Source organism: Parasutterella secunda, assembly GCF_016901835.1.
Taxonomy (GTDB): Bacteria; Pseudomonadota; Gammaproteobacteria; order Burkholderiales; family Burkholderiaceae_F; genus Aphodousia; species Aphodousia faecavium.
Map to the genome: position 1 here is coordinate 38,781 of NZ_JACJKX010000005.1, position 23,959 is coordinate 62,739.

Genomic DNA, 23,959 nt, shown 5'->3' on the forward strand with positions numbered 1-23,959 from the left:
AATCCTTCTTACTTTGTTGTTTTTTGAACTCCGGAACCTTTGGGTGCATAACGCCAGTAGGCCGCGCATGCCCCTTCAGAGCTGACCATGCAAGCGCCCATCGGGTGAGCAGGCGTGCAAACCGTACCGAAAAGCTTGCAGTCTCGGGGTTCTTTTTCTCCTCGTAAAATCGCCCCGCATGCGCATGCCTTGTTGTCCGGGCTGTGAAGTTCGGGCATATTGAAACGCTTTTCAGCATCGAAGTCTTGAAATTCGTCGGCAAGTTTCAGCGCAGAAAATGGCACTTGTCCTAATCCTCGCCATTCAAACGACTTCCGAAGTGTGAAAACGTCTTTCATCAACTTTTTGGCGATTAAATTACCTTCAGGGCTTACCGCTCTTGTGAATTCATTTTCCACACAGTGACGCTTTTCGTTGGTTTGTTTAATCAGCATCAAAATGGCAAGAAGCATATCAATGGGTTCGAATCCGGCGATCACAACAGGCTTTTCCCAATTTTTGGCAAAGCCTTCATAGGCATTTGAGCCGATGATAGTCGAAACATGAGCCGGACCCACCAGCCCGTCTAAAAGGCCCGCCGGAGAGTTCTTCGAAGCACTCTTGAGAATATGCTCCATGGCAGCGGGCGTGAGCACGTGATTGACGAAAACAGAAAAATTCTTAAGTCCCAAATTTTTTGCCGTTTTCACCGCAACGGCAGTGGGCGGAGTCGTGGTCTCAAATCCGATTGCAAAAAAGACGACCTGCCGGTCGGGATTGTTTTTTGCCAGATTTAAGGCGTCCATGGGAGAGTAAACCATGCGTACATCCCCTCCGAGAGCGCGGCAATTAAAAAGCGACAGCCCTTTGGAGGTGGGCACACGCAAGGTATCGGCATAAGTACAAAGGATCACTTTTTCGGTTAATGCCAAGTTGATCGCCATCTCGATTCGCCCGACCGGTAAAACACAAACCGGACAGCCCGGCCCATGAATCATTTTGACATTTGGGGGCAGCAAGTCAGTCAGTCCCCAACGCGACAGTACATGGGTGTGACCACCGCAAAATTCCATGAAACGGTAGGAGCGGTCGGTGCGGGTTTGGCGGGCAATTTCCTCGCTTAGGGCAGCGGCCTTTTCCCGGTCACGGTATTCCGTTACGTATTGCATTACATGAACTCCGCCTCTTTTTTTCCCTCGGCTGCAATACTTTTGAGTAACTCCTGGGTTTGGCGGGCTTGAGCCGAATCAATACGATTCAGTGCAAAACCCACATGAACGATAACCCAATCGCCTGCAGCGGGATTTTCAATTAACGAAACGTTGACCTCTTTTTCTATGCCATTGAAATCGCACAGAGCATTTTCACTGTCAATTAATTTGATGATTTTTGCCGGTACAGCCAAACACATAGTCTTTTTCCGATGAAACGTGTTCAACGGTCTCCTTCAAAAATAAATTGATCGGCCTGAGCTTCTAGTGCAAGATGCGCCAACCACACCTGCCCTAACGCCAGTCCTCCGTCTCCGGCGGGGACCTTCTGCGGGTAGTAGCTTTCCATGTTTTGTGCGTGTAACTCATTGACCAAACAAGCCGTCAGGATACGATTGGCCATGCAGCCGCCCGTTAAAGCGATAGGACCCCTGTAATCCGTTTGTCGGCAGGCTCTGAGCGTCAATTGCACCAAGCCACATGCCAGTGTCGCATGAAAGTCGGCCGCCCATTGCGAAACGCTTTGGGTGTCAAGCGAGCTGTGCGCACAGACTATTTTGTCTAAAAAAGGTAGCAGGTTCAGTTGCCCGCCTTTAATCTCAAAACCGTCGCGATGCACATGAGGCACAGCTTTGTAGGCCGTACTTTCCAACAGCATGGCCGCACGGGCTTCATCGTGTTGGATGTCGCACAACCCCAAAAGTGCACTGAGTGCATCAAAAAGTCTGCCAACTGACGAGCTCGCAGGCGAGAGTTTGCAATTCGTGACGAGCGAACCGAAGTGTGCAGCGTTGGGCAGGGTGGGGAAAAATTTTTCAATGAGAGACTCTTTTTTAAGAAGAGTCAAGACCGAAGCGCCCATGCGGCGAGGTTCGTGTGCGGCGATGTCGCCGCCCGGAAGCGGCAAGGGTAAAAGCGTTCCCCAACGTTCAAAGCCGGTTCTTTTCACCATGAGTAGCTCCCCACCCCAAATTTCTTTACCGGGACCCAGTCCGACGCCGTCAAGCGCAAGGCCGAGTGTGGGCTCTTTACGGTTGAGCTCCGCCATGGCTACCCCAATATGCGCAGCATGATGGTAAATGGAGAAAAACTTGGCATGAGTTTCATCAGCGAGCTTGGCAGCATAACGGGTGCTGAAAAAGTCCGGATGCGCATCGGAGACCACAACTTGTGGTTTAATCTCATAGAGGTGGGCAAGATGAGAAGCAGCCTCTCGGTATGCTTCAGTGGTTTGGGTATTTTCTAAGTCTCCGATATGTTGGGTTAAAAAGACATCCTCATCTCGTGTGAGCGCAGCCGTGTTTTTCAGATAGGCACCTGCGGCAAAAGTGGGCTCAATTGCTTGGTCAAACTTGATGGCTTCGGGTGCGTAGCCGCGCGATCGTCGGATGAAGATCGGCTTCTCGCCCACCATACGGACAACGGAATCATCACAGCGAGTGAGAATATCACGGTTATGAAGAAGGAAGAAATCGGCAATCCCTGACAGTTTCTCCAAGGCCTCATCATTGCCGATGACCAGAGGTTCACCCGAGCGGTTAGCCGAGGTCATCACAAGCATTTCATTTAAGCACAATGATTCGGTCCACTGAGCACCATCGGGTTTACCTGCCAATGAATGAAAAAGCAGCCAATGCACAGGTGTATAAGGCAACATAATGCCGATGTCGGATAAGCCATCGGCAATGCCCGGTAAATCAATGTTTGCTTTTTTGGGTAAAAGAACAATCGGTCTGGCAACACTTTCGAGGATTGAGCGTGCAGCTTCACTGATTTCTGCGTAAAGTGCGGCACTTTTTGCATTGGCCATCATAACCGCAAGCGCTTTCTCATCGCGCCCTTTCCGTTGTCTCAGTTCAGCAACGGCTTGCGGATTACGGGCATCACACACAAGGTGAAAGCCCCCCAAACCTTTGACCGCGACAATTTTCCCTGCACGGATCGCATCAATTGTCAGATCGATCGGGTCGCCTTCAATCGCTTCGCCTCGTGCGTTTTCAAAGCAAAGTTCAGGACCGCAAACCGGACAAGCATTGGGTTGAGCGTGAAAGCGTCGATCCAAGGGGTCTGTATATTCCTTTTGACACTGCGGGCACATTTTAAAAGGTGCCATAGTGGTCTGCGGCCGATCGTAGGGCAGGTGTTTGGTAATCGTAAAGCGCGGACCGCAGTGGGTGCAGTTGGTAAAGGCGTAACGGTAACGGCGGTTGCCGGGCGTAAACATGTCTTCGAGACAAGCCTTACACGTGGCAGCATCAGCCGTGATAGCCGTTTTGACTTTACCTTCCTGACTTTCGGTAATGGTGAAGTCTGTGTAGCCTTTAACCGGTGTATCCGACATGTGTATGTAGTCAATACGGGCCAGAGGCGGTTTACCTTGACGCATGGCTTCGGGAAAAGCTAATACTTGGTTGTCTTCACCTTCGAGTACCACCCCGACTCCTTCAGCATCGTTAAATACTTCGCCATTGAGTCCGAGTTCTCTGGCGATGCGATAGACCGTCGGTCGAAAACCGACTCCTTGAACCAATCCGTTAATACGGAAAAATTTTGCGATCATGGCTTTTTCCCGTTATAGGCTGGCCAAGGTTTTTTGAGCTTCAAGCCACGTGATCCATTTATCGAGCCCATCGCCTTTGGTTGAGGAAACTCTGAGAATCCGAATTTTCGGGTTGACTCGCCGGGCATATTCTTCACAGGCTTCGATATTGAAGTTGACGTAGTCAAGAAGATCGACCTTATTGATGATCATCACGTCGGACGCTCTGAACATGTCGGGGTATTTGAGCGGTTTGTCTTCGCCTTCGGTTACCGAGAGAATGACTACCTTATGGGCTTCGCCGAGATCAAATTCGGCAGGGCAGACGAGATTGCCTACGTTTTCAATAAAGAGCACTGAGTTATCGGACAGCTGCATATGGCCGAGTGCGTGACGAACCTGTTCGGCATCAAGGTGACAGCCCTTACCCGTATTGATCTGATGGGCTTGAACACCAGTAGCCCGAACCCGCTCGGCATCATTGCTGGTTTGTTGGTCGCCTTCAATGACACTGATGGTGAGTTTCTCACCGGCAGCTTTAATCGTTGCACAAAGTAGCTCTGTCTTGCCCGAGCCGGGACTGGAGACAAAATTCAGGGCGAGGATATGCTTTTGTCGGAAATAGTCACGGTTTTCATTGGCCACCGCATTGTTGCGTGACAAGATGTCTTCTTCAATCGCAATGGCGCGTTCGGTGCCGACAGCCGCATCGTGAGAGTGCAAGTCCGACTCTCCGTGCTGATGTTCATGATGCTCGTGCGTGTGCGTGATGAGATTGCCGTTTTCATCGACGTGCGTATGAGTATGAGGGTGGTTGCCGCCGCAACCGCATGTCGTACACATCATTGAACTCCTTATTCTCAACTAATTATTCGTTTTAGTCATCGGCCACAATGTCAATGACTTTCAATTCAGTTCCGCCGGTGGCTGTCAGGTGATATCCGCCGCAGTGTGGACAAGCTTCTCCGTAGCGTTTTAAGGGCACTTCAAGTGAACAGTCCATGCACCAGGCTTTGCCGGGTGGCCTGTCAATAACGAGTTCGGCACCTTGAGCACAACCGTTTTGCGTGACGGATTGCCAGGCAAAGCGCAGACTTTCAATATCAACTCCGGCAAGCTCACCGACAGCGATGCGCACGCTTTTTACTCGGTTGACATGGTTAGCCTGTGCCGTTCGTTGCACAATCTCGATGATGCCTTCGGCAATGGATAATTCGTGCATCAGACCTCCTTTTGAGGCCACTGAACGGTCACGCGGGTACAAGGATCAAAGGCGCAGGCTATGAGGTTAATACCGGTCACAATTGACTTCACGGCTCCGATTCTTTTATTGGCGTAGCGGTTCATGACTTCGACCATCGGACTTTCTTCCTGAAAAGCCCATTCAGTGGGGGCTACGATGTGGTACTGCATTTGTCCGCTTTCAAAGCGAAGAAAATGCATGAGTGTTCCGCGAGCGGTTTCAACGACTCCAGCCCCCCAACCCTGCTCCAAAGAATAGCTCTCAATGGTAAAGGCCGGTAGCAGACCTGAGGCGTAGTTCTTTAGCTCTTCAAGTCTTGCCAGCACCAGGTCCCTGACCCGAAAATCATTGCGTCTTCCTTGATTTTGTACGCTTCTGATCCGAGCCAAGGCTCCGGGAATACGAGCCCCTGCCCACTGAGGAGAAACTGCCCAATCAGGATAGTCCTGAAGGATGTTTACGAAAAGCTTCAAAATTTCTTTTTTATGAATCTCTTCAGGAAAAAGAAGTGCTTGACCGCTCATAGGCATGTCATCGAACCGTTCAAATGTGTGTTTGATGGCATTGATGGCAATTTTTTCACGTGCAAACCACAAGATGACAAGCGCTTTAAGGTCGGCTAAAAAGTTCTCTAAAGCGACATTATCTTGAGTCGGTGACTTCGATAGCTCCCAAAGTCTGCCTCGGAGCTCTCCGATTGTTCGAAGACTCTCCGGGCTCACTTTCCCGTGAATGGTAAAGGGCTGTAAATCCATGCTCAGTACGCGGATCGTTTCAAGAACAGCCTCGGCGGTGATCAGTTTGTTGCGATTACTTAAATTTTTGATAGTTTGACCGGTGGCAGCTTCTCGGGCAGCTTCAAATGCACAAACCTGAGCAATGGGACAAAGCCCCAGTAGCGATCGAAGAATGTCAGGTGCTTTGTCTGCTCCCAGAGATTGAACGGTTTTCGAAATAACCGTAGTCCGGTGGTTATGCAGATCAACCTGCAGGGCATGATTTTTTTCTTTAACGAGTAAAGACACTGAGGTCAAATCGGGGCTATGCAATTTACTTCACCTCCTTTGGTACGGGGCTGAAGAAATCTCGTCGAGACAGAGATTGCGGCAGACTTGCCGGTTTGATTTTCTCCTTTTCAGAAAGCTCCGAAGAGGTACTGAGCATTAGGTTAAGTGCCCGGGCAGCAAAATTCTCAGCCGCTCTTTGGTTATAAAGAGGATCGACCGGGCTCATCAGCGAACAGGATAAAAAAGACCCCAGGCGCTCACTTTTCATGCCAAGAAAACTGAATTGCCCAGCTGGAAGGGTAACAGGAGCAATTTTCCCTTCCAAAATGTCAGGCCACGTTGAATACTCGCCCCGGGCAAGCACGACCAAAATTGACCAAGGAGTCACTAACGCTCCGATCCAGTGTTTCCTATACGGCTGAAAGTCAATAGCCCTCACCTGCAATCGGTTGTTGCAGATGGGCAGACTCTTCATGTGCTGGTTATAAATTCGGGTAAATTCGGCCTCGAATTCACCGGCCGGGCAATGATTACGGTCAAGCACAACAACCTCTTAAAAAAGCTTTTTTTCAGACTACTCTGAATTAACTTTAAATAGTGATCAAAACCGTACCGATTCGGACATATTTCAAGAAGATTTTGAAAAATCGTATAAAAATAAAAGAAAATATAACAAATTGAGCAAAACATACCCCTTTGGTGTAATAAAACACTGCGTTTGCCTGTAAGTGTTGGACTTTTCGTGTCATACAATCTAATCAAGGACGAGAGAACGTCTTACTTAGCAGGCCTTTTTGTTTGAATCATGGCAGGCGAAAGGCTAAGGAGAACCCCTTTATGTATGAAACTCAATATGAAGCGTTGCGACGCCAAGGAGTCAGCCGCCGCAGCTTTTTGCAATTTTGCTCACTGACGGCTGCCAGTTTGGGTTTGGGCAGCGCCGGCGCTCAGGAAATTGCCCAGGCCATTGAAACGAAGCCGAGAATGCCAGTGGTTTGGCTTCACGGTTTGGAATGCACGTGTTGCACGGAATCGTTTATCCGTTCCTATCATCCTGTAGCCAAAGACTTGGTTTTGTCGATGATCTCTCTTGACTACGATGATACGATTATGGCAGCAGCAGGCCATCAGGCAGAGGCAGCGCTCGAAGAGACAATCACTAAGTACAAGGGCAATTACATCTTGGCCGTAGAAGGCAATGTGCCTTTGAATGAAGACGGCATCAATTGCATTCCTGCGGGAGAAACTTTCCTGCAAAAGATTAAACACGTAGCAGCCGGTGCAAAAGCCGTGATCGGTTGGGGCTCTTGTGCGGCCTGGGGATGCGTGCAGGCTGCCAAACCCAATCCCACGCATTCAGTCCCTATTACAGAAATTATTACGGATAAGCCCATTGTGTTGGTGCCCGGTTGTCCGCCGATTCCTGAAGTGATGACGGCCGTCGTGACTTATATTCTTACTTACGATCGGATTCCGCCTTTGGATCGTTTGGGTCGTCCCAAGATGTTCTACGGGCAGCGCATTCACGATAAGTGCTACCGCAGAGCGCACTTCGATGCCGGTCAATTTGTCGAAAAATTCGACGATGAGGGTGCCAAACTCGGGTATTGCCTCTACAAGGTCGGCTGCAAAGGTCCGACGACATACAATGCTTGCTCCACAATTCGGTGGAACGAAGGTTTGTCTTGGCCGGTGCAGTCCGGTCATGGATGCATCGGTTGCTCTGAACCGAATTTCTTTGATAAAGGATCGTTTTACGAACACGAAACGACGATTCTGCCGCCCGGTTTCGGTGGAATTGAATCGACTGTCGATAAGGTGGGCCTGGCCACAGTTGGGGTGGTCGGCGCCGCAGCTATCGCTCATGCAGCATTGTCAGCTGTCGCTCAAGCGCGAGCCAAAAAGACCAATAAAGATCTCGGGAGGGAAGAATAATGGCAGACCGTCGTATTGTTGTTGATCCTGTTACGCGTATTGAAGGTCATCTGCGTGTACAGGCCGTCTTGGGTAATGGCGGCAATGTCATTACGGATTCCCAGAGTACAGGGACGATGTGGCGTGGGTTGGAAGTGATTCTCAAGGGACGAGACCCGCGTGATGCTTGGGCATTTGTTGAACGTATCTGCGGGGTGTGCACCGGTATTCATGCTTTGGCAGCGGTCAGAAGCGTGGAAGACGCAATCGGGATCAAAATTCCGAAAAATGCAAACATCATTCGCAATTTGATGAATGCAACGCTTTATACGCATGATCACATTGTTCACTTTTATCAGTTGTCTGCTCTGGACTGGGTGGACGTGGTCAGCTCTTTGTCGGCCGATCCCCGTGAGGTCTCAGAGCTGCAAAAGAAAATCAGCCCTCATCACCCGCTGAGTTCACCGGGCTACTTCCGCGATGTACAGAATCGTATGAAGAAGTTTGTGGCCTCCGGTCAGTTGGGCATTTTTGCCAACGGTTACTGGGGACATCCGGCTATGAAATTGCCCCCTGCCGTGAACCTTTTGGCGGTCACTCACTATTTGGAAGCGTTAGACTTCCAACGTGAAATCATCAAAATCCACACGATTTTGGGTGGGAAAAATCCTCATCCGAACTACTTGGTGGGTGGTGTCGCTTGCCCGATTAACATGCACGACTCCGGTGCCGCAGGCAATATGATCAATGAAGTCACAATGAACTACATGCGTGATATTGCTAAGCAGTCCGTGGAATTTGTTCGCAATGTTTATCTGCCGGATATCAAAGCCATTGCCTCCTTCTATCCGGAATGGTTCAAATACGGCGGTGGCATCGTCAAAAAGAATGTGCTCTGCTACGGTGATTTCCCTGAAATCGCCAACGATTGGTCCGAAAAGTCGCTTCAGATGCCTTCGGGTGCCATCATTGATGGGGATCTTACGCATGTGCACGAAGTGGATTTGCGCGATCCGACGCAAATTCAGGAATTTGTGGATCATTCCTGGTACAAATACCCGGAAGGTAAACAAGGTCTGCACCCCTGGGAAGGTGTGACGGATCAGGCCTTTGAATTACCTGAAGGATCGGTAGGCACGAAGACCAAGTTTGAATGGCTGGGTGAAAAAGGTAAATATTCGTGGATTAAGAGCCCGCGTTGGAAAGGCCACATGATGGAAGTGGGCCCCCTTGCCCGGCTTATTGTTTCCATTGCCAAGGATGTTAAGCCCTTTAAAGAACCTGCCCTTGAGCTTCTTAAAGAACTCAATTTGCCGCTTGAGGCTGTTTACTCTACATTGGGTCGCCATGCAGCGCGTGCGTTGGAGTGCGACTGGACAGCCCACAAAATGGTGCAGTATGTCGATGACTTGATTGCCAATATCAAGTCGGGCGATGAAACGGCAGCCAATATGGAATTGTGGGAACCGAAGACGTGGCCTAAAGAGTGTCGTGGTGTCGGTTTCTGCGAGGCCCCTCGCGGAGCACTGGGTCACTGGTGTGTCATTAAGGATACACGTATCGAAAACTGGCAGGCGATTGTTCCGACAACCTGGAATGCCTCGCCCCGTAGCCCCGAAGGACTTCAAGGAGCCTTTGAAACGTCCTTAATCGGGACGCCGGTTGCCGATCCGCAACGGCCTTTGGAAATCATCCGCACGATTCACAGTTTTGACCCGTGCTTGGCTTGTGCTACGCACGTTCTGGATCCGCAGGGACACGAGCTTTGCAATGTGCGGGTTCGCTAGGAGGATCGTTTATGAGAATTGATCCTGTCACTTTTGAAGTTGATCCGACGGGCGGAACTCACCCCATTTATGTGTGGGAAGCCCCGGTGAGAATTTGGCACTGGGCGATGGCCCTGTGCATGGCGGTAATGATTGTGACCGGTTTTTTGATCGGAGCCCCCATGGTTGCCAATCTGGGAGATACTTGGTCGACATATGATTTCGGTTATATCCGTTTGGCCCATTTTATTGCCGGCATGATTTTTACCGTACTCTTTATCTACCGGATCTTTTGGGCAATTGTCGGTAATCGCTACGCCCGCATGATCTTTATTCCGCCGCTTTGGTCCGTGAAGTGGTGGAAAGGGGTTATAGCCCAAGTGCTGTACTACCTCTTTATCAAGAAGACGGCACCGGAGTACGCCGGGCACAACCCCTTGGCACAATTAGCTATGTTTGCCATGTTTGTGTTGGGCAGTTTTGTGGTGATTATCACGGGCTTTGCTCTTTATGCACAGGCTTGGGGTTGGGATGTCAGCTGGATGGCTTGGTTCGGCTGGGTCTTTAGTCTCGCAGGCGACGCTCAGACCGTCCGTACAGTCCACCATGCCTGTATGTACGTGTTCATTCTCTTTTCGATTGCCCATATTTACATGTCCTTTAGAGAGGATGTGATGGGAGGGGCGACGACTCTGTCGTCTATGTCAACCGGCTTGAGAATGTTTAAAGAAACTCATCACTGAGACAGCTGTTGATGAGACTTGGGCTTGAGAAGTTGTCAGTGAGTTGCTTCTCAAGCCTCTTTCTTGCTCTAGAGCAACCTTTTTGCAGATGCTTGTAGACGGATCTGAGATGCCTAAATATGAAGTGCTTGTTATTGGAATCGGCAATATTCTCTGGGCCGATGAAGGATTCGGCGTTAGGGCGGTAGAAGCCTACCATCGTCGCTTTGCCGATGATCCGGTGGTCAGAGTCATTGACGGAGGGACGTTGGGCGCTTATCTTATCAATGAGGTGATGGAGGCTAAGCGTCTTTTGATTTTTGACTGTTGTGACTTTAAAGATCAACCGGGCACGCTGAAAGTCTTGAGAAATGAAGAGATCAGGCTTTGGGCATCAACTAAGATTTCGGCCCATCAGGCCGGCATGAATGATGTTCTGGTTACAGCCTCTTTATCCGGTTATGAGCCGCAAGCCATCACCGTGGTGGGTGTTCAACCTCTGGAGCTTGAAGATTACGGAGGCAGTTTGACCGGCATTGTCAACGAGCAAATTGAGCCTGCTCTTCAAGCCGCCCAAGAGCAAATGATTGCGTGGGGGTTTGCTCCACGAAAACGAGATGCCTACGAAGAGGTTGTACCGCTCGGAGAAGCCACACTTGAGCGTACACCTTATGAAGAAGGGCGACCGTCCGAGAACGAGGCTTGTCGCTTTGCAGATGTGCGATTTTTGAAGTAAGTCTTAACTGCTCGATAGTCGGTGAAGAAATGTGTATAGCGATTCCTAAAAAAGTGATTTCCTTGCATAACACAGCCAGTGGAACCAGTGCCGATGTGCAAGACGGCGATCAAGTCGAACGGGTGGATACCTCCTTGATTGAATCCGTTGCGGTGGGTGATTACGTCCTGGTTTTCAGAGGCAACGCCTTGCGTGTCGTTCAGGCAGAGGAAGCAATGAAAATTCAAGCCGCGCTCAATTGTGTGCAAAAGGTTATGCAAGGACAAGCCGATGAAGCGCAGATAGAGAATAGTTTTGCGGATTTGCAAAGCGACTCATCCCGATTGCCGCCTCATTTAGCTGCTTTAGTCGGTAAGAAAGTGATTGAATAAGGAGTTGACAATGCCCAAAGCGTTCAACGCCGTTACAGCAGAAATCAATCGTTTGGATATAGCCGAGCATCCGGCCTTTAAGCGTCTGTTCGGTCAGGCAGGCTTCAGTCTCATTGATTCATCTCAGTTGGAGGAATTTCTCAAAATTGAGGGATTGAAGATGCTGGTTTTTGCTGATGATCCCAATGAAAGAAAAACAACCATGGATATGGCGGTGATTGCGCCGGAGCTGAAAAAAGCTTTCAGCGGGACGCTGGCCGCTACAGCATGGGCTCAATTTAAAGAAGCCCGAAGCATGGCCTCGCGTTGGGGATTGCGCTCGATGCCTGCGGTGGCTATTTTCCGCGACAGTGATTTTCTCGGTGCAGTTCAAGGGCTCAAGACCTGGAGTGAGTATTGCTCGCTTTTGTCCGAAATTGTCCTTCGGGATAAACCTGCTGCGCGCACGATTGCTATCATGCCGGCGCAATCTGCCCGATGTGATGCGTGATTGAATTTTGAGGTGAAAAATGACTCAGATGTCATCGAATCGTTGGATTAATGTCGACTTGGATGCGCAAACGGAGCATGCTGCTGCAGAGGCGACAGTGAAATTTTTGCTAGAAGTGCAAGCGGCGCTTTTTTCGAAAGGTTCTGAAGAAAACAAGCCTTTATTGACGGTACCGTTTGACCGATTTGATCCCAACCACCTTCAATTTATTTTGGCTACGGTCGGTAGCGGTGAAGTTCGGGCGACAGTGGGGGATAGTATCCGTCTGGAAGAGACAATGATTGAAGGCCTGTGGCGAATTCAGGAAAACGGAGTCGACCGTTTTGAAGTGGTTTGTGTTCCTGATGTGCTTTTAAAGAATTTGTCTGATGAATTCTTGACGGTGCCGACTCAGACGCCCGAGGGTGTCTTTGCCGCTTCTGCGATTCTTCAAGAGCTATCAAGTGCTCAACGGACTGAAGATCTGCAATCACTATCATTTGAACCACCCTATACGGTTGAGATTTCCAGACAACCGTTAAGTCCGGCTGATGGGGAATTTATCGAAAAAGTGTTGGGTAAAGGCGTTATCGATATCAGTATTTCCGGTTTTGCCAGAGCTCATATCCAAAGCACAGCCAAAAAAGGCATATGGCGTAATCGAATCTTCAATAATGCGGGTAAAGCACTTTTTGATGCCTACGTTGTGACGAAGATGCCCCCGGAAGTCGGAGAGTCGATTGAGCAGATGCAATCAGGTGCTAAGCGTTGCGACGAAATTTTAAGTTGGCTCAAAGAAGATTTGGCTAGCGGTAGACTCTGAGGCGAGTTCATGCCACAAGAAACAATAGATAAAGTATTGGATCGGTTGAATCGGGAGCGCATCGGTCCACAAACCAAAATGCAATGTAAGGTCTGTTGGTATGTCTACGATCCTCAAGAGGGTTGTGAAGAATTTGATATACCGCCGGGAACGGCTTTTAATGACTTACCGGACTACTTTACTTGTCCCGGCTGCGGAAATGAAAAGAGCGGCTTTTTGCCGCTCCCTGACAATCAAGGCTGAAGAATTTTAGAAACTCAATACTTCGCCGTCGGCAGGAATAAAGAGTTTTTGAAGACCTTTAGCCTCAGCAAACTCTCTTAATGATTGCCGGGTGACCGTTGCGTGAGAGACACCTTCCACGTGAGTAGCAATGACTTGAATTTGTGGGAAATCCTGCATCAAGGCCCAAATGTCATATTCGTTCATAATCAAAGGATGACCTTTGGGAGCTTGAGCTCCTGCTGCATTAACGGCAACAACATCGGGTTTGTATTTTTCGATAGTCTCGCGAACTCCTTCGTAGTAAACGGTGTCACCAGCCAGGTAAAAAATCCTCTCTTCTGCTGCGGTTTTAAATAAAACACCACTTGCTTGATCGGTATAACCGCTTAATTTATAAAAGTGCTCAGTGACAAGATCGGTGCGACCATGATCGCACGGCGTTTTCGTTAAAGTGATGTTCTTAAATGCCACTCCCTCTTCACTTAATACGATGATTTTGTTAAAACCCAGCGCATTCATCATTTCCGCTTCTTGGGTGTTTTGAGCGAAAATGGGAAGTGTCTTGGGCAAAATTTGCATGGCAACATCATCGAAATGGTCAAGATGCCAATGGGTGACGATGACTGCATCAACGTTAAAAAGCTCTTCAACCGGACACGGCAACTCAATCGTTGGATTGCCTTGGGCACAAACCGGAGTGTCTGGGAAAACAGGATAAGTATTGGCAGGTGCCAACATCGGATCAATCAAAAAACGAACCCCACCGAACGTAACGATGCTGGTCGCACTTCGAATTTGTTGAAATTGCATGGTATATCCTCTCTTTGTGCTTTTGTGTAAAGAGAGTTTAAAATCTAAAGCTACTATAGCTTCAAGTTTGTTGATATGAGAATAGGTGAATTATCAAAATTGACCGGTTGTCCGATCGGAACTATTCGTTTTTATGAGCAAAAAGGGGTGTTGCCCGATATCGCTCGGAACCTCGGCGGGCAAAGAAGTTATTCGGGAAAGGATGTAGAGCGTTTGCGCTTTATTATGGATTGTCGCACCAACGGCATGAAATTGGAGTGTATCGAGCGGTTTTTAGAATACCGAGATAATCCCTCTCTCGGCAACGAATGGTTGCTCGCCCAGGTCAAAGGCTATTTGCAACAAGTAGCCAAAAGACGCGAGGAACTTGATCGGGTAGAAAAACACTTAAAAGCGATTGCGCTTTCGTTGGAAAAAACACTCAACCGCTAGGCATTATTGACCTTTTTGTGGTCTGAAAGTTTTAACGGTTTGCACCACTTCTTCAATATTGTCGGTGATGGATATTCGTAAACCGTTGTACTTTCCGGTTTCGACCAAATGTTCAATGAGTGGGTAAACCGGCATTTCCTTGCGCCAGAAATCAACTCCAAGGAACACCATTAAACTTGAGTATCCGTAAGTTTTATAGTGGTTCGGAACAGCTGCCTGGAAAATCTCCTGAACGGTGCCGGCACTACCCGGTGTGTAAATTAAACCGCCTCGGGTGATATTGAGGATGGTGTCTTCTCGGATACTGTTATCAAAAAACTTAGCAATATGTGTGGCAAAAGGTGTTGCCGGCTCATGTCCATAGAGCCACGTGGGAACGCCCAGGCTGATGAAGTGCGTCTGACGCATCTTCAGTTTCACAATGAAAGCCGTCTTTAACCATCCCGCATCCTGCCAGCTTGGCGCTTCAGACAGAATTTCCAGTGCTTCATCAACTTCTTTCAAAGAGCGTTTGGCTAACCACGCTCCCAAGTGTGTAGCCTCCATTGCCCCGGCCCCGCCTCCGCTCACCATGATGAATCCCATCTCGGTCAGACGTTTACTTAAGAGCACAATTTGGCGGTAAAAGGGATCTGTACGCAGTAAGTCGTGACCGCCCATGATTCCCACAATCTGCCGCTCATGGTAATTGGACAGAAAATCTTTGATTGCATTGCTCATTGAGTGGTCGTGAAGGTACCGCGAGAGCGTTTCTTTAATGTTTTTGGAAAACACCCCGGTTTGCAGATAGTGCCGGTAGACGCGACGGTCATAGGTATTTTCAATGCTGCTCTCATCTCGGATATCGAAGCCCGAATAAAGTGAATTGGAGGAATACAGATAGCTTCTGTAAATGTCAAAAGGCGCATCCAATTTAGGAAAGATCAGATTGGATTTATCAAGCGTTTTGGAAAAACTCTCAGGCAAGACGCATCCGAGGAAAAGACAGTCTGAGTAGGTTGACTGAGCAGCTAAATCAGCCAGATCTGTGAAGTCAATATTTTGAAAAACATGATGGTCAATGTGACCGGGTTCTGTGACAAGTCCCAACAACTGAGTGATGGTTTCAATTTCTGTGTATTCGCGCATAAAGGGCTCCTTTTCACCTCATTTTTATTTTAGGGGAGTCCATCGGAAAGCTCTAGATTGCCAGAACTCAAAAACGCTACAATGGAAAAAAGACAGGATTGATCCATCATGATTGTTATCGATCGCATACGCATTAACGGCTTCAGAAGCATCCGCACTTTGCAGATGCCCTTGGGTCGCACAACGGTTTTGCTTGGTGCGAATAATTGTGGCAAAAGCACGGTTTTAAAAGCGCTTGAATTGGCTTTGAGTGATGAAACTTCCGTTCAGAAAGAAGATTTTCACATGGATGCTGTCGGCACCTTTGCCAAAGAATTATGGGTCGATGTGCGTTTTGTGCCGATTAACCCGCAATCGAATCGTTTGTCGATGTTTCCTGATCAGTGGCAAAAAGAGTTTGCGGGTTTAATTCGCAGGGACCATTATCGACGCGAATACATGGCTTTCAGGACAGTGTTTACTCGCCATGACAATGGGGTAATCACAAAAGCACGCTATGAGATACTGCATTGGGATGCCGCCCGGCTCGGAGAGGCTATCGATGTGCTACCCCATGCTATTCAGTTTGTGAGTATTGATGCTGAGGAAAACCTCAGAGAAGATCTTAAAAATGAAAAATCGTTTGTCAGTCTGACGGTCAATGAGTTAAGTACTGTACTGAAAAAACACCCTGATTATGGAGTTAAGCCGATTGAGGACTTAAAGGCGATGTTGGACTCTTTGAGTCAAACACTAGAAGGACCTGGAACCGGCTTGCCTCAGGGAGTCGCATTGACGGCTGATAATATTGAAGCGTTCTTCTCTTTAGTAAAAAGTGACTCCGAGAAAATCATTCCGTTTTCGGTCCTTCAGGGTAAGGGCAGTCAAAAAAGCGTCGCCATTCTGTCTATTGTTGTTTTAGTGGATTTGTTGGCAAAGCATGCACAGTTATCTCAGAAGCCGCTTTTTATGCTGATTGCTGCAGAGGAACCGGAAATTCATTTGCACCCTAACGCTCAACGCGCACTGATGACTCGGCTCAAATCGCTATCTCACCAATGTGTAGTTTCCACCCATTCACCGTACGTAGCCTCAGTATCTGAGCCTCATGAGTTTCGCAGCATGTTGCGGGTTGGTGAAGACATTCGGGTACAGTGGTTACCTCAAAATATTGATCCTATGGAAACTCGGGTCATTAAACGGCTTATTTTGCGTTTCAGAGCCGAAGTACTCTTTGCTACGGGGCTGATTTTTGTGGAAGGGGTTACCGAAGAGCAACTCATACGAGGGATGTTTCAGGCTTATTTTGGAGAAGATCCCAGCACCTATGGGATCAGCATCATCGGGGTGGACGGTAAAAGTTATGCACCGTTTCTAATGTTGGCGCTCAGTCTTAAAAAGCCGTTTTGTGTGATCAGTGATAATGACGGAGATGCCCGACATGTGGTCCTGAAACAATTAAGTGACACGGAAAGAAGGGTTCACAGCCGAGCACAGGACAATCAAAGCGGAGTGTTTTTCCTCTCTCCCGGTTTGGCAATCGAAGGCGAGTTGGTTTACAAGACAGGACTTAAGCGCGAAATTTACGATGCACTTTGGGCCTGTAACGGTTCAACAAACACTTCGCCCAAATCCAAGCACCTTCAGTACGAGCGCATGATGGCGTTGGCCCCGAGGGATCTAAAACGCAAACTTGAGAAAAAGAAAGCAGAATATTCTGGATTCTTGGGAGAAATTATTGCTCAAAACCCCTATAACCAGTCTGTTGACAATATGTTGCCGATAGCGGTCAGGAAAGCATTTGAACAAATTTCTCTTTGGCTCGGCAAAACAAAGAAAGATTCTGAAACTGAAACGGTTAGTTATACTTAAGAAAATTTTTCTCGGAGTGCTTTCTGTGCGCCAATGTATGGATGCTGACAATCTTCATAAAAGATTGAAAAAAATCATGGGTCAGGTCAATGCTATTGATCGGATGATCGATGAGGACGTCCCTTGTGAAAATATTCTTATGCAAGTTAACGCTGCCAAGGGGGCTCTTCACAAAGTCGGTCAAATCATTCTGGAGGGTCACCTTAATCACTGTGTCAAAGAAGGCATAGAGCACGGTGATGTCGATAAGACAATTCGAGACTTTGCCAAAGCTATTGAACATTTCTCTCGCCTTTCTTAATCGTTAGTGATTAATTGACAGGTACTTAAGCTCAGGTTTAGACTTTATTAATACCTATAGGGGTATAGGTATTAAAAATGGAGAGTGTTATGAATTGGCGTGTGCCCGAATGGGTCAATGGCGAAGAAAGACGAACAATTGTTTTTCTGATTATTTCCGGACTGGCCCTGGGTGTCAGTTTCTTTTTGCCCGAAGGATCCTGCCCTGTTGATCCGGCTTGGGTAAGTATTGTTTTGTGTGGAATTCCCATTATCAAAGAGGCCATAGAAGGGCTGGTGAGCCGCTTTGATATAAAAGCCGACGTATTGGTTTCAATGGCATTAATCGCCTCTGTCATTATTGGTGAGACTTTTGCAGCAGGTGAAATTGCCTGGATTATGACCATCGGTTCATTTCTTGAAGAATTAACCGTTGAAAAAGCCCGTGCCGGTATCGCGGAGTTAGTCAAACTTTCTCCTGAAACGACTCGAGTTAGACGACAGTCAAAAACAATGACAATACCAGCCGATGAGGTTTTGGTCGATGATGTTCTTGAGGTTTTGCCTGGGGAAAAAGTGCCGACCGATGGAGTGGTTATCAAAGGGACAACGGCAATCGATGAATCGGTGATGACGGGAGAACCGATGCCCGTAGATAAAGGAGTCGGAGATGAGGTCATGAGCGGAACGCTTAACCGCTTCGGGGCTTTTGAAATGCGTGCGACCAAAGTAGGTAAGGAGAGTTCGGTCAATCGTCTCATTGCCTTGGTCGAAAGTGCAGATGCCAATAAAACGAAAATTGTTCGCCTGGCCGATCAGTGGGCAACTTGGGTTGTCGTAGCTGCGTTAACTTCAGCAGCGATAACTTGGTATATAACCGATGAAGTTGTTCGAGCAGTGACAATTTTGGTGGTCTTTTGTCCATGTGCATTGGTGCTGGCGACGCCGACAGCCGTGATGGCGGCAATCGGAAACGCCACGCGTAAGGGCTTTTTAGTCAGAGCCGGTGATGCACTTGAGCGATTGGCAGAGGTGAGAAAAACTGCGTTTGATAAGACAGGAACCCTCACAGAAGGCAAACCGGTTGTGGTACAGGTGGTAGCGAAAAAAGGTTTCACAGCAAAAGAGGTTTACACGTTGGCGGCTTCTGTGGAAAAGCTCAGCGAACATCCGTTAGGAAAGGCAATTATCAAAAGTTATAACAGTCAGGCAGATGCAGGCAAGCTTTTTGAACCGATCGGTTTTGAGATGTTACCGGGTTTGGGAGTTAAAGCGATCATACAGAATCGGCTCGTAGAAGTCGGAAGTCTGAAACTGGTCAACGAAAATCGATCGTTTGATCCACAAGAGAAAGAGATGATCAAGCAAGCCGAAGAGGCTTCGCGTCACGGTCAAAGTATTTCGTATGTACTGTTAGATTCTCAAATAGTTGGCTTTCTGGCTCTGGAAGACAAAATCAGGCCGTTTGCCGGAGAGGTTGTCTCAAAATTGATTTCTTTAGGCACAGAACCGATTCTTCTCACCGGAGATAAAGAATCGGCAGCCCAACACGTTGCGCAGACTGTCGGTATTGAGAAAGTAATTGCCGGATGTTTGCCTGAAACAAAGTTGGCCTACGTAAAAAATGAAGACCGCCAAAATCATAAACTATTGATAGTCGGCGACGGAATTAATGACGCACCGGCTCTCAAGTGTGCCCATGTTGGAATTGCAATGGGAGGAATCGGTAGCGGAATTGCCGTAGAAGCGGCCGATATTGTGGCTGTGAGTGACCGCATCGAAGGCATCCCAATGCTAATCAGATTGTCACGGAAAATGATGAAGGTCATCAGGATTAACCTGACATTGGCGATGACGATTAATTTTGTAGCCATTGTCTTGGCTATGGGAGGCTGGATGGGACCGGTAGTAGGAGCGCTCGTACACAATGCGGGGTCCGTATTGGTGATTATTCATTCGGCATCGTTGCTACGATTTGAGGCGAGTGAATAACAAAAAAGCGACTCGGGCAGTCGCTTTAAGAATTTAGATGGTCGGGGTGAGAGGATTCGAACCTCCGACTCCTACGTCCCGAACGTAGTACTCTACCAGGCTGAGCTACACCCCGACATCTTTTGTTGTTAAGCTTTCCGCTCAACAACGAAGGACAACAATTCTATCAGAGAATTTTTGAAAATGGAAGGGGAAAGTGCATCTAATGCATTTTTCCCTTTTTCCAGCTCCTGTTGTGCGCGCTCTTTGCACTTTTCAATGGCTCCGCTTTGCTGAATGATGTGAGAAATTTTCTGGAAATCGCCGTGACCTTGTCGGATCGCCTCTTCAATAAATGCCTTATCTTCTGCGCTCACTTGTTGCATGGCATAAATAACAGGAAGCGTCACTTTGCCTTCTGCGAAGTCTGAGCCGATTTGTTTTCCGCTCTCTTCAGGGTTGCCGGAGTAATCGAGAATATCATCGGCAATCTGAAACGCATTGCCTAAAGCCATGGTGTAGTCAACCAAAGCCTGTTCCTGTTTTTCATCAGCACCGACCAATGCACAGGCCATTTTGGCAGCGGCCGCAAACAGTACGGATGTTTTTCGTTCAATGACTTTCAGATAGCGGGGTTCATCCACGCTGGGGTCATGAGCGTTTTTCATCTGGATGACTTCCCCTTCGCTGAGCGTGTTGGCCGCGCCCGCCAAGGCCTGCATGACGCGAAGGTTACCGATGCGGATCATCATTTGAAATGAACGCGTGTACATGAAGTCACCCACCAATACCGCAACGTTGTTGCCCCATTGGGCATTCGCTGTAGGACGGCCGCGGCGCATCATCCCTTCATCCACGACATCGTCGTGCATAAGGGTAGCCGTATGAAGCATTTCAATCGTAGCGCCCAACTCGCGGTGATCGGTTCCTTGATAACCCAGTGCGCGAGCCATAAGCATCAAAAGGGCCGGCCGCATACGCTTGCCGCCCGCCTGCGTGATGTAGGAAGCGATTTTGGTAATGGTCGGGCTTTGACTGTGAGCGAACTCACGGGCAAGAATTCCATCGACCGCTTTTAAATCTTCGGCAATGGGGGCTAAGACCGCCAAAGCGGATTTCTTTTGAGAAGAGGTATTGGATGTCATAGTGGCCTCATTATACCTGCGGGTGGGAACAAAAAAGGAGGACCTATTTTGAAGATCCTCCTGTAGCTTTCCGGCTAATTGTTATTGAGCCGATTGCGGTTTGTTGCTTCCTTCTTTTCCAGAAGTCGGTTCATTGAGCTTTTGCTGCAACATCGCAATGATTTCATAGTGATTGATTAGTTCGCGAGCAAAAAGGATGAACGAGAGGAACAACTCGCAACCACGAGCCGAGAAACCTTTATCCGGACCGTTGCGCAGAAGCTTTTCCTGAATCGTTTCAATGCGGCTCAAAAGGGTTTGAGCGTTGGCATGAAGCGCATTGACATCGGCTTTGCCGTTATGGTTGCCGACAATCTCAAGCAAGAGCTGCGACAAATCAGCCAAATCCTGACTTAATTCACCTTGGAAGGTACGGTGACGGTTGGCAATATGGTCTTTGGAGACACGAGCCAAAGCTTGCAGGTAGCGACCGACATCACGCAGGTTGGTAAAGGTGCGGAAGTAGCTGTAACGGGCGTCCAGGTCTTCTTTGTTCGGAACATAACCGGAATTTTCCATCTTGTAGTAGATGCTGCGTTCGTGGGTCAGTTGATCAAAGTTTTCATTGGCCTGAAGCTTCAGCTTGCGCAATCCGCTTTCGTCATCGTTTAAGAACGTCTCAACGATGTTGTTATAGAGCGTAACGGTAGACAAAAGATTTTCGCCGACGCGTTGATTGAGAATCTCACGAATCTTTTGAACGTCATAACGTACGGCTTGTTCGGCCTTGTAATTGGCTTCCTGTTGCTTAAAGCGCATATTGCTTCGAATAATGAGAACGAAAGACAAAATGGCAAGCACGAATGCTACAAAGCCACCGCCTAAGAAGATGATGCCGCAAACCAAGGCAGCTAACGTACTGGCAGTCAAGGCAGTTACGAACCAACCGCTGATCACGGTGAGCACACCGGAAATACGGTAAACGGCAGTTTCGCGGTCCCAAGCACCGTCGGCAAAGGACGAACCCATGGCAACCATGAAGGTGACGTATGTCGTAGACAACGGCAACTGCAGTGAAGTGGCCGAAGAAATAAGTGCAGCCGACAACACAAGGTTCACAGAGGCTCTGACGTAGTCAAAGGGCAGAGGAATTTCACCTCGCTTGAGTCGTCTCGGTTTAAAACGGGAGTCCAGTTTTTTCTTAACCAATCCCGGAATCAATTGATTGACGATGTTACCCAATCCCATGGACGCACGAACGATGACACGGCCGGGAATAGAAGAGCCGAATTGTTCGTGATCGCTTTGTTGAGCAGACAGATTCAATGCGGTTTGCAGCACGCGGTGGGCCTTCTTGGAGAACCACAGGGTGAAGACCATGACGATGCCGGAGGCCACGAGGAAGAAAGTATCGGTCTTCGTGGAAACCAAAAGACCTTGCATCATGAGGTCATCGGGATTGGCGCCCGAGGCAATCCAGATCTTGAAGCTGTCGTAAGCGGCAAGCGGCACGCCGACGAAGTTCACCAAGTCGTTGCCGGCGAAGGCAAAAGCCAAGGAGAAGGTACCGGCCAGAATAACGATTTTGAAAACGTTAAACTTGCTGACCATGATGAGGATTTGGAAAAGGATTGAGAATCCCACGAACAAAACCACGACCAATATGCCGGTATTGACTTGAATCCAATCGATCCATTCCGGACGCATGAAGCTTGCACCCTTAGCACCCTTCATCACCAGGAAGTAGGCAATGGCGGTAATGGACAGACCGCCGAAGACACCGCCCACATAGGGATAGACTCTTTCGAAATGGAAAGAGAAGATCAGACGCATGATGTATTGAATGACAGCGCCTGAAACAAATGCAACAACGACGGAAATCAGGATGCCTGAAATAATGGTGAGCGACTTACTGGTATTGATGTAGTCGAAAACCATCTCCATGGAACCGCCTTCCATATAAAGCTTAATAGCGGCTGCGGCAATGGCGCTGCCCAATAATTCAAAGACGATGGAAACGGTGGTAGAAGTAGGAAGGCCGAGGGAATTGAAGGTATCAAGTAAAACGATATCCGCGATCATAACCGCAAAGAAGATAATCATCACCTCAGTGAAATTAAACATCTGCGGATGGAAAATGCCGGATCGCGCGATCTCCATCATGCCCGAGGAGAATGTTGCACCGAACAACACCCCGAACGTTGCCACCCACATCGTCGTACGGAAACTTGCGATGCGGGATCCCATGGCGGAATTTAAAAAGTTTACAGCGTCATTGCTGACGCCAACGAAAAGGTCAAAGCAGGCGAGGCCGGCTAAAAAAACCAGCATCGCTATATAGTAATATTCCATGAAGATTCCGTCCGTTTGTATAAGAATAGTCAACGTTATGTAACGTTGTGCGAAGTTTATGACACAATTATGACAATAATGTGACAAAACGATGTGCCAAAGGGATATTTTTCAGCGTTTGTGTCGTGTTTGTCGGTAAGCAGTCGGAAAATTTGCATAACTCTTTGATTTGTGAAATAATCCGCATTTCCACGCATGAGTAGGTGGGGATTGTCCCTGCCGATTAACTATAAAAAGGTTTCGCAGACAGTGCGTTGGCTGAGCGAAACGGGCGAGGTAATTAATAATGTACGCAATTATCAAAACCGGTGGTAAGCAATACCGTGTTGCCGCTGGTGACAAGCTCAAGGTTGAATCCTTGAACGCCGAAGTCGGCTCCCAAGTGACCCTTTCTGAAGTCTTGGCTGTTTCCGATGGCAATGAACTCAAGGTCGGTGCTCCTTTTGTTGAAGGCGCCTCTGTTACGGCTACGGTTGTTTCTCACGGCCGTCACGACAAGGTTCGCATCTTCAAGATGCGTCGTCGTAAGCACTCCATCAAGAGCGCTGGTCATCGTCAAAACTACACGGAGCTCAAGATCGAATCGATCGCGGCTTAATTTGGACTTTTCTAAGAGAGTAAGAAAATGGCACATAAAAAGGGCGGCGGTTCTACCCGCAACGGTCGTGACTCCCAAGCTAAGCGTCTTGGTGTGAAGGTTTTTGGTGACGCAGCCATTAACGCTGGCGGCATCATCGTTCGTCAACGCGGCACGCAATTCCATCCCGGCGACAATGTCGGTATGGGTCGTGACCACACCTTGTTTGCCAAGGTGGACGGCACGGTGAAGTTTGAAGTCAAGGGACCTCAAAATCATCGTTTCGTCAAAGTGATCCCCGCTTAATTGACGGCGACACGAATCGGATGATTGGTTTCATCCGAGAAACTGTTTAAAAACGAAAAGGCCATGTCGGTGACATGGCTTTTTCTGTGTGTTAAAGTCTGAAATTATTCCCAATATACTCAGC

25 protein-coding genes and 1 tRNA gene are annotated in these 23,959 nt (G+C 48.3%); 14 read left to right on the forward strand and 12 right to left on the reverse strand.

Features of this window, described 5'->3' with window-relative positions; all coding sequences use genetic code 11:
* Positions 1-8: 8 nt before the first annotated feature.
* From hypD to hybE, 7 genes are read right to left on the reverse strand one after another with little or no spacing between them, the layout of a single operon-like run.
* Positions 9-1,148 (reverse strand): hydrogenase formation protein HypD, encoded by a 1,140-nt coding sequence (hypD, locus tag H5985_RS03815; protein WP_205049993.1) that lies wholly within the window; start codon positions 1,146-1,148, stop codon positions 9-11.
* The gene (locus tag H5985_RS03820; protein ID WP_205049994.1) at positions 1,148-1,390 is read right to left on the reverse strand and encodes a HypC/HybG/HupF family hydrogenase formation chaperone; all 243 of its coding nucleotides are present in this window, start codon (positions 1,388-1,390) and stop codon (positions 1,148-1,150) included. The genes hypD and H5985_RS03820 overlap by 1 nt, the downstream gene beginning before the upstream one ends.
* 23 nt (positions 1,391-1,413) lie before the next feature.
* Positions 1,414-3,750, reverse strand: a complete 2,337-nt coding sequence (hypF, locus tag H5985_RS03825; RefSeq protein WP_205049995.1) for a carbamoyltransferase HypF — start codon at positions 3,748-3,750, stop codon at positions 1,414-1,416.
* A 12-nt stretch (positions 3,751-3,762) separates the two neighbouring features.
* Positions 3,763-4,575, reverse strand: a complete 813-nt coding sequence (gene hypB / locus H5985_RS03830) for a hydrogenase nickel incorporation protein HypB (protein ID WP_338124952.1) — start codon at positions 4,573-4,575, stop codon at positions 3,763-3,765.
* 31 nt (positions 4,576-4,606) lie between these two features.
* Complete coding sequence (hypA, locus tag H5985_RS03835) at positions 4,607-4,951, reverse strand: hydrogenase maturation nickel metallochaperone HypA (protein ID WP_205049996.1); 345 nt, start codon at positions 4,949-4,951, stop codon at positions 4,607-4,609.
* On the reverse strand, positions 4,951-6,021 hold the full coding sequence (locus H5985_RS03840; RefSeq protein WP_205049997.1) for a hypothetical protein: 1,071 nt from the start codon (positions 6,019-6,021) through the stop codon (positions 4,951-4,953). The genes hypA and H5985_RS03840 overlap by 1 nt, the downstream gene beginning before the upstream one ends.
* 1 nt (position 6,022) lies before the next feature.
* The gene (gene hybE, locus H5985_RS03845; RefSeq protein WP_205049998.1) at positions 6,023-6,523 is read right to left on the reverse strand and encodes a [NiFe]-hydrogenase assembly chaperone HybE; all 501 of its coding nucleotides are present in this window, start codon (positions 6,521-6,523) and stop codon (positions 6,023-6,025) included.
* Positions 6,524-6,816: 293 nt separating this feature from the next.
* Between hybE and H5985_RS03850 the strand changes: the two genes are divergently transcribed.
* From H5985_RS03850 to H5985_RS03885, 8 genes are all read left to right on the forward strand, one after another.
* Entirely contained in the window at positions 6,817-7,914 is a 1,098-nt protein-coding gene (locus H5985_RS03850) for a hydrogenase small subunit (RefSeq protein ID WP_205049999.1), read from the forward strand.
* Entirely contained in the window at positions 7,914-9,680 is a 1,767-nt protein-coding gene (locus H5985_RS03855; protein ID WP_205050000.1) for a nickel-dependent hydrogenase large subunit, read from the forward strand. Before H5985_RS03850 ends, H5985_RS03855 begins: the two co-directional genes overlap by 1 nt.
* Positions 9,681-9,691: 11 nt before the next feature.
* A complete protein-coding gene (gene cybH / locus H5985_RS03860) occupies positions 9,692-10,402 on the forward strand; it encodes a Ni/Fe-hydrogenase, b-type cytochrome subunit (protein WP_205050001.1) in 711 nt (236 codons plus the stop codon).
* Between the two features lie 109 nt (positions 10,403-10,511).
* Positions 10,512-11,117, forward strand: coding sequence for a HyaD/HybD family hydrogenase maturation endopeptidase (locus tag H5985_RS03865; RefSeq protein ID WP_239481594.1), 606 nt, complete (start codon positions 10,512-10,514; stop codon positions 11,115-11,117).
* Positions 11,118-11,146: 29 nt separating this feature from the next.
* Positions 11,147-11,488 carry a HypC/HybG/HupF family hydrogenase formation chaperone gene (locus H5985_RS03870; protein WP_205050002.1) on the forward strand — a complete coding sequence of 114 codons (342 nt, stop codon included), beginning with the start codon at positions 11,147-11,149 and terminating at the stop codon, positions 11,486-11,488.
* 10 nt (positions 11,489-11,498) lie between these two features.
* Positions 11,499-11,978 (forward strand): thioredoxin domain-containing protein, encoded by a 480-nt coding sequence (locus H5985_RS03875; protein WP_205050003.1) that lies wholly within the window; start codon positions 11,499-11,501, stop codon positions 11,976-11,978.
* 19 nt (positions 11,979-11,997) lie between these two features.
* Complete coding sequence (locus tag H5985_RS03880; protein WP_205050004.1) at positions 11,998-12,780, forward strand: hydrogenase expression/formation C-terminal domain-containing protein; 783 nt, start codon at positions 11,998-12,000, stop codon at positions 12,778-12,780.
* Positions 12,781-12,789: 9 nt separating this feature from the next.
* On the forward strand, positions 12,790-13,023 hold the full coding sequence (locus H5985_RS03885; RefSeq protein ID WP_205050005.1) for a rubredoxin: 234 nt from the start codon (positions 12,790-12,792) through the stop codon (positions 13,021-13,023).
* A 6-nt stretch (positions 13,024-13,029) separates the two neighbouring features.
* Here H5985_RS03885 and H5985_RS03890 read toward each other — a convergent pair whose 3' ends face one another.
* Positions 13,030-13,815: an MBL fold metallo-hydrolase gene (locus H5985_RS03890; RefSeq protein ID WP_205050006.1), complete on the reverse strand. Its 786-nt coding sequence runs from the start codon at positions 13,813-13,815 to the stop codon at positions 13,030-13,032.
* A gap of 75 nt (positions 13,816-13,890) precedes the next feature.
* On the opposite strand from H5985_RS03890, the gene H5985_RS03895 reads away from it, so the two are divergent.
* Positions 13,891-14,247 carry a MerR family transcriptional regulator gene (locus H5985_RS03895; RefSeq protein WP_205050007.1) on the forward strand — a complete coding sequence of 119 codons (357 nt, stop codon included), beginning with the start codon at positions 13,891-13,893 and terminating at the stop codon, positions 14,245-14,247.
* A gap of 3 nt (positions 14,248-14,250) precedes the next feature.
* Here the strand turns inward: H5985_RS03895 and H5985_RS03900 are convergent, their stop codons facing one another.
* Positions 14,251-15,375, reverse strand: a complete 1,125-nt coding sequence (locus H5985_RS03900; RefSeq protein WP_205050008.1) for an LOG family protein — start codon at positions 15,373-15,375, stop codon at positions 14,251-14,253.
* Positions 15,376-15,483: 108 nt separating this feature from the next.
* On the opposite strand from H5985_RS03900, the gene H5985_RS03905 reads away from it, so the two are divergent.
* From H5985_RS03905 to H5985_RS03915, 3 genes are all read left to right on the forward strand, one after another.
* Complete coding sequence (locus tag H5985_RS03905; protein ID WP_205050009.1) at positions 15,484-17,226, forward strand: ATP-dependent nuclease; 1,743 nt, start codon at positions 15,484-15,486, stop codon at positions 17,224-17,226.
* A gap of 37 nt (positions 17,227-17,263) precedes the next feature.
* Positions 17,264-17,527, forward strand: coding sequence for a metal-sensing transcriptional repressor (locus H5985_RS03910; protein ID WP_239481595.1), 264 nt, complete (start codon positions 17,264-17,266; stop codon positions 17,525-17,527).
* Positions 17,528-17,616: 89 nt separating this feature from the next.
* Positions 17,617-19,497, forward strand: a complete 1,881-nt coding sequence (locus H5985_RS03915) for a heavy metal translocating P-type ATPase (RefSeq protein ID WP_205050011.1) — start codon at positions 17,617-17,619, stop codon at positions 19,495-19,497.
* Between the two features lie 38 nt (positions 19,498-19,535).
* Here the strand turns inward: H5985_RS03915 and H5985_RS03920 are convergent.
* The 3 genes from H5985_RS03920 to H5985_RS03930 form a co-directional block, all read right to left on the reverse strand.
* A tRNA-Pro gene (locus H5985_RS03920) sits at positions 19,536-19,612 on the reverse strand.
* Positions 19,613-19,625: 13 nt separating this feature from the next.
* The gene (locus H5985_RS03925; RefSeq protein ID WP_205050012.1) at positions 19,626-20,621 is read right to left on the reverse strand and encodes a polyprenyl synthetase family protein; all 996 of its coding nucleotides are present in this window, start codon (positions 20,619-20,621) and stop codon (positions 19,626-19,628) included.
* A gap of 81 nt (positions 20,622-20,702) precedes the next feature.
* Positions 20,703-22,952 carry an inorganic phosphate transporter gene (locus tag H5985_RS03930; RefSeq protein WP_205050013.1) on the reverse strand — a complete coding sequence of 750 codons (2,250 nt, stop codon included), beginning with the start codon at positions 22,950-22,952 and terminating at the stop codon, positions 20,703-20,705.
* 286 nt (positions 22,953-23,238) lie between these two features.
* On the opposite strand from H5985_RS03930, the gene rplU reads away from it, so the two are divergent.
* A complete protein-coding gene (rplU, locus tag H5985_RS03935) occupies positions 23,239-23,550 on the forward strand; it encodes a 50S ribosomal protein L21 (RefSeq protein WP_205050014.1) in 312 nt (103 codons plus the stop codon).
* A 27-nt stretch (positions 23,551-23,577) separates the two neighbouring features.
* Positions 23,578-23,835, forward strand: coding sequence for a 50S ribosomal protein L27 (gene rpmA / locus H5985_RS03940; protein ID WP_022472943.1), 258 nt, complete (start codon positions 23,578-23,580; stop codon positions 23,833-23,835).
* Positions 23,836-23,959: the final 124 nt, after the last annotated feature.

Coding starts and splice junctions, on each gene's coding strand:
- hypD (WP_205049993.1), bottom strand. CDS start 1,148: ATGCAATACGTAACGGAATACCGTGACCGGGAAAAGGCCGCTGCCCTA.
- H5985_RS03820 (WP_205049994.1), bottom strand. CDS start 1,390: ATGTGTTTGGCTGTACCGGCAAAAATCATCAAATTAATTGACAGTGAA.
- hypF (WP_205049995.1), bottom strand. CDS start 3,750: ATGATCGCAAAATTTTTCCGTATTAACGGATTGGTTCAAGGAGTCGGT.
- hypB (WP_338124952.1), bottom strand. CDS start 4,575: ATGATGTGTACGACATGCGGTTGCGGCGGCAACCACCCTCATACTCAT.
- hypA (WP_205049996.1), bottom strand. CDS start 4,951: ATGCACGAATTATCCATTGCCGAAGGCATCATCGAGATTGTGCAACGA.
- H5985_RS03850 (WP_205049999.1), top strand. CDS start 6,817: ATGTATGAAACTCAATATGAAGCGTTGCGACGCCAAGGAGTCAGCCGC.
- H5985_RS03855 (WP_205050000.1), top strand. CDS start 7,914: ATGGCAGACCGTCGTATTGTTGTTGATCCTGTTACGCGTATTGAAGGT.
- cybH (WP_205050001.1), top strand. CDS start 9,692: ATGAGAATTGATCCTGTCACTTTTGAAGTTGATCCGACGGGCGGAACT.
- H5985_RS03865 (WP_239481594.1), top strand. CDS start 10,512: ATGCCTAAATATGAAGTGCTTGTTATTGGAATCGGCAATATTCTCTGG.
- H5985_RS03870 (WP_205050002.1), top strand. CDS start 11,147: ATGTGTATAGCGATTCCTAAAAAAGTGATTTCCTTGCATAACACAGCC.
- H5985_RS03875 (WP_205050003.1), top strand. CDS start 11,499: ATGCCCAAAGCGTTCAACGCCGTTACAGCAGAAATCAATCGTTTGGAT.
- H5985_RS03880 (WP_205050004.1), top strand. CDS start 11,998: ATGACTCAGATGTCATCGAATCGTTGGATTAATGTCGACTTGGATGCG.
- H5985_RS03885 (WP_205050005.1), top strand. CDS start 12,790: ATGCCACAAGAAACAATAGATAAAGTATTGGATCGGTTGAATCGGGAG.
- H5985_RS03890 (WP_205050006.1), bottom strand. CDS start 13,815: ATGCAATTTCAACAAATTCGAAGTGCGACCAGCATCGTTACGTTCGGT.
- H5985_RS03895 (WP_205050007.1), top strand. CDS start 13,891: ATGAGAATAGGTGAATTATCAAAATTGACCGGTTGTCCGATCGGAACT.
- H5985_RS03900 (WP_205050008.1), bottom strand. CDS start 15,375: ATGCGCGAATACACAGAAATTGAAACCATCACTCAGTTGTTGGGACTT.
- H5985_RS03905 (WP_205050009.1), top strand. CDS start 15,484: ATGATTGTTATCGATCGCATACGCATTAACGGCTTCAGAAGCATCCGC.
- H5985_RS03910 (WP_239481595.1), top strand. CDS start 17,264: ATGGATGCTGACAATCTTCATAAAAGATTGAAAAAAATCATGGGTCAG.
- H5985_RS03915 (WP_205050011.1), top strand. CDS start 17,617: ATGAATTGGCGTGTGCCCGAATGGGTCAATGGCGAAGAAAGACGAACA.
- H5985_RS03925 (WP_205050012.1), bottom strand. CDS start 20,621: ATGACATCCAATACCTCTTCTCAAAAGAAATCCGCTTTGGCGGTCTTA.
- H5985_RS03930 (WP_205050013.1), bottom strand. CDS start 22,952: ATGGAATATTACTATATAGCGATGCTGGTTTTTTTAGCCGGCCTCGCC.
- rplU (WP_205050014.1), top strand. CDS start 23,239: ATGTACGCAATTATCAAAACCGGTGGTAAGCAATACCGTGTTGCCGCT.
- rpmA (WP_022472943.1), top strand. CDS start 23,578: ATGGCACATAAAAAGGGCGGCGGTTCTACCCGCAACGGTCGTGACTCC.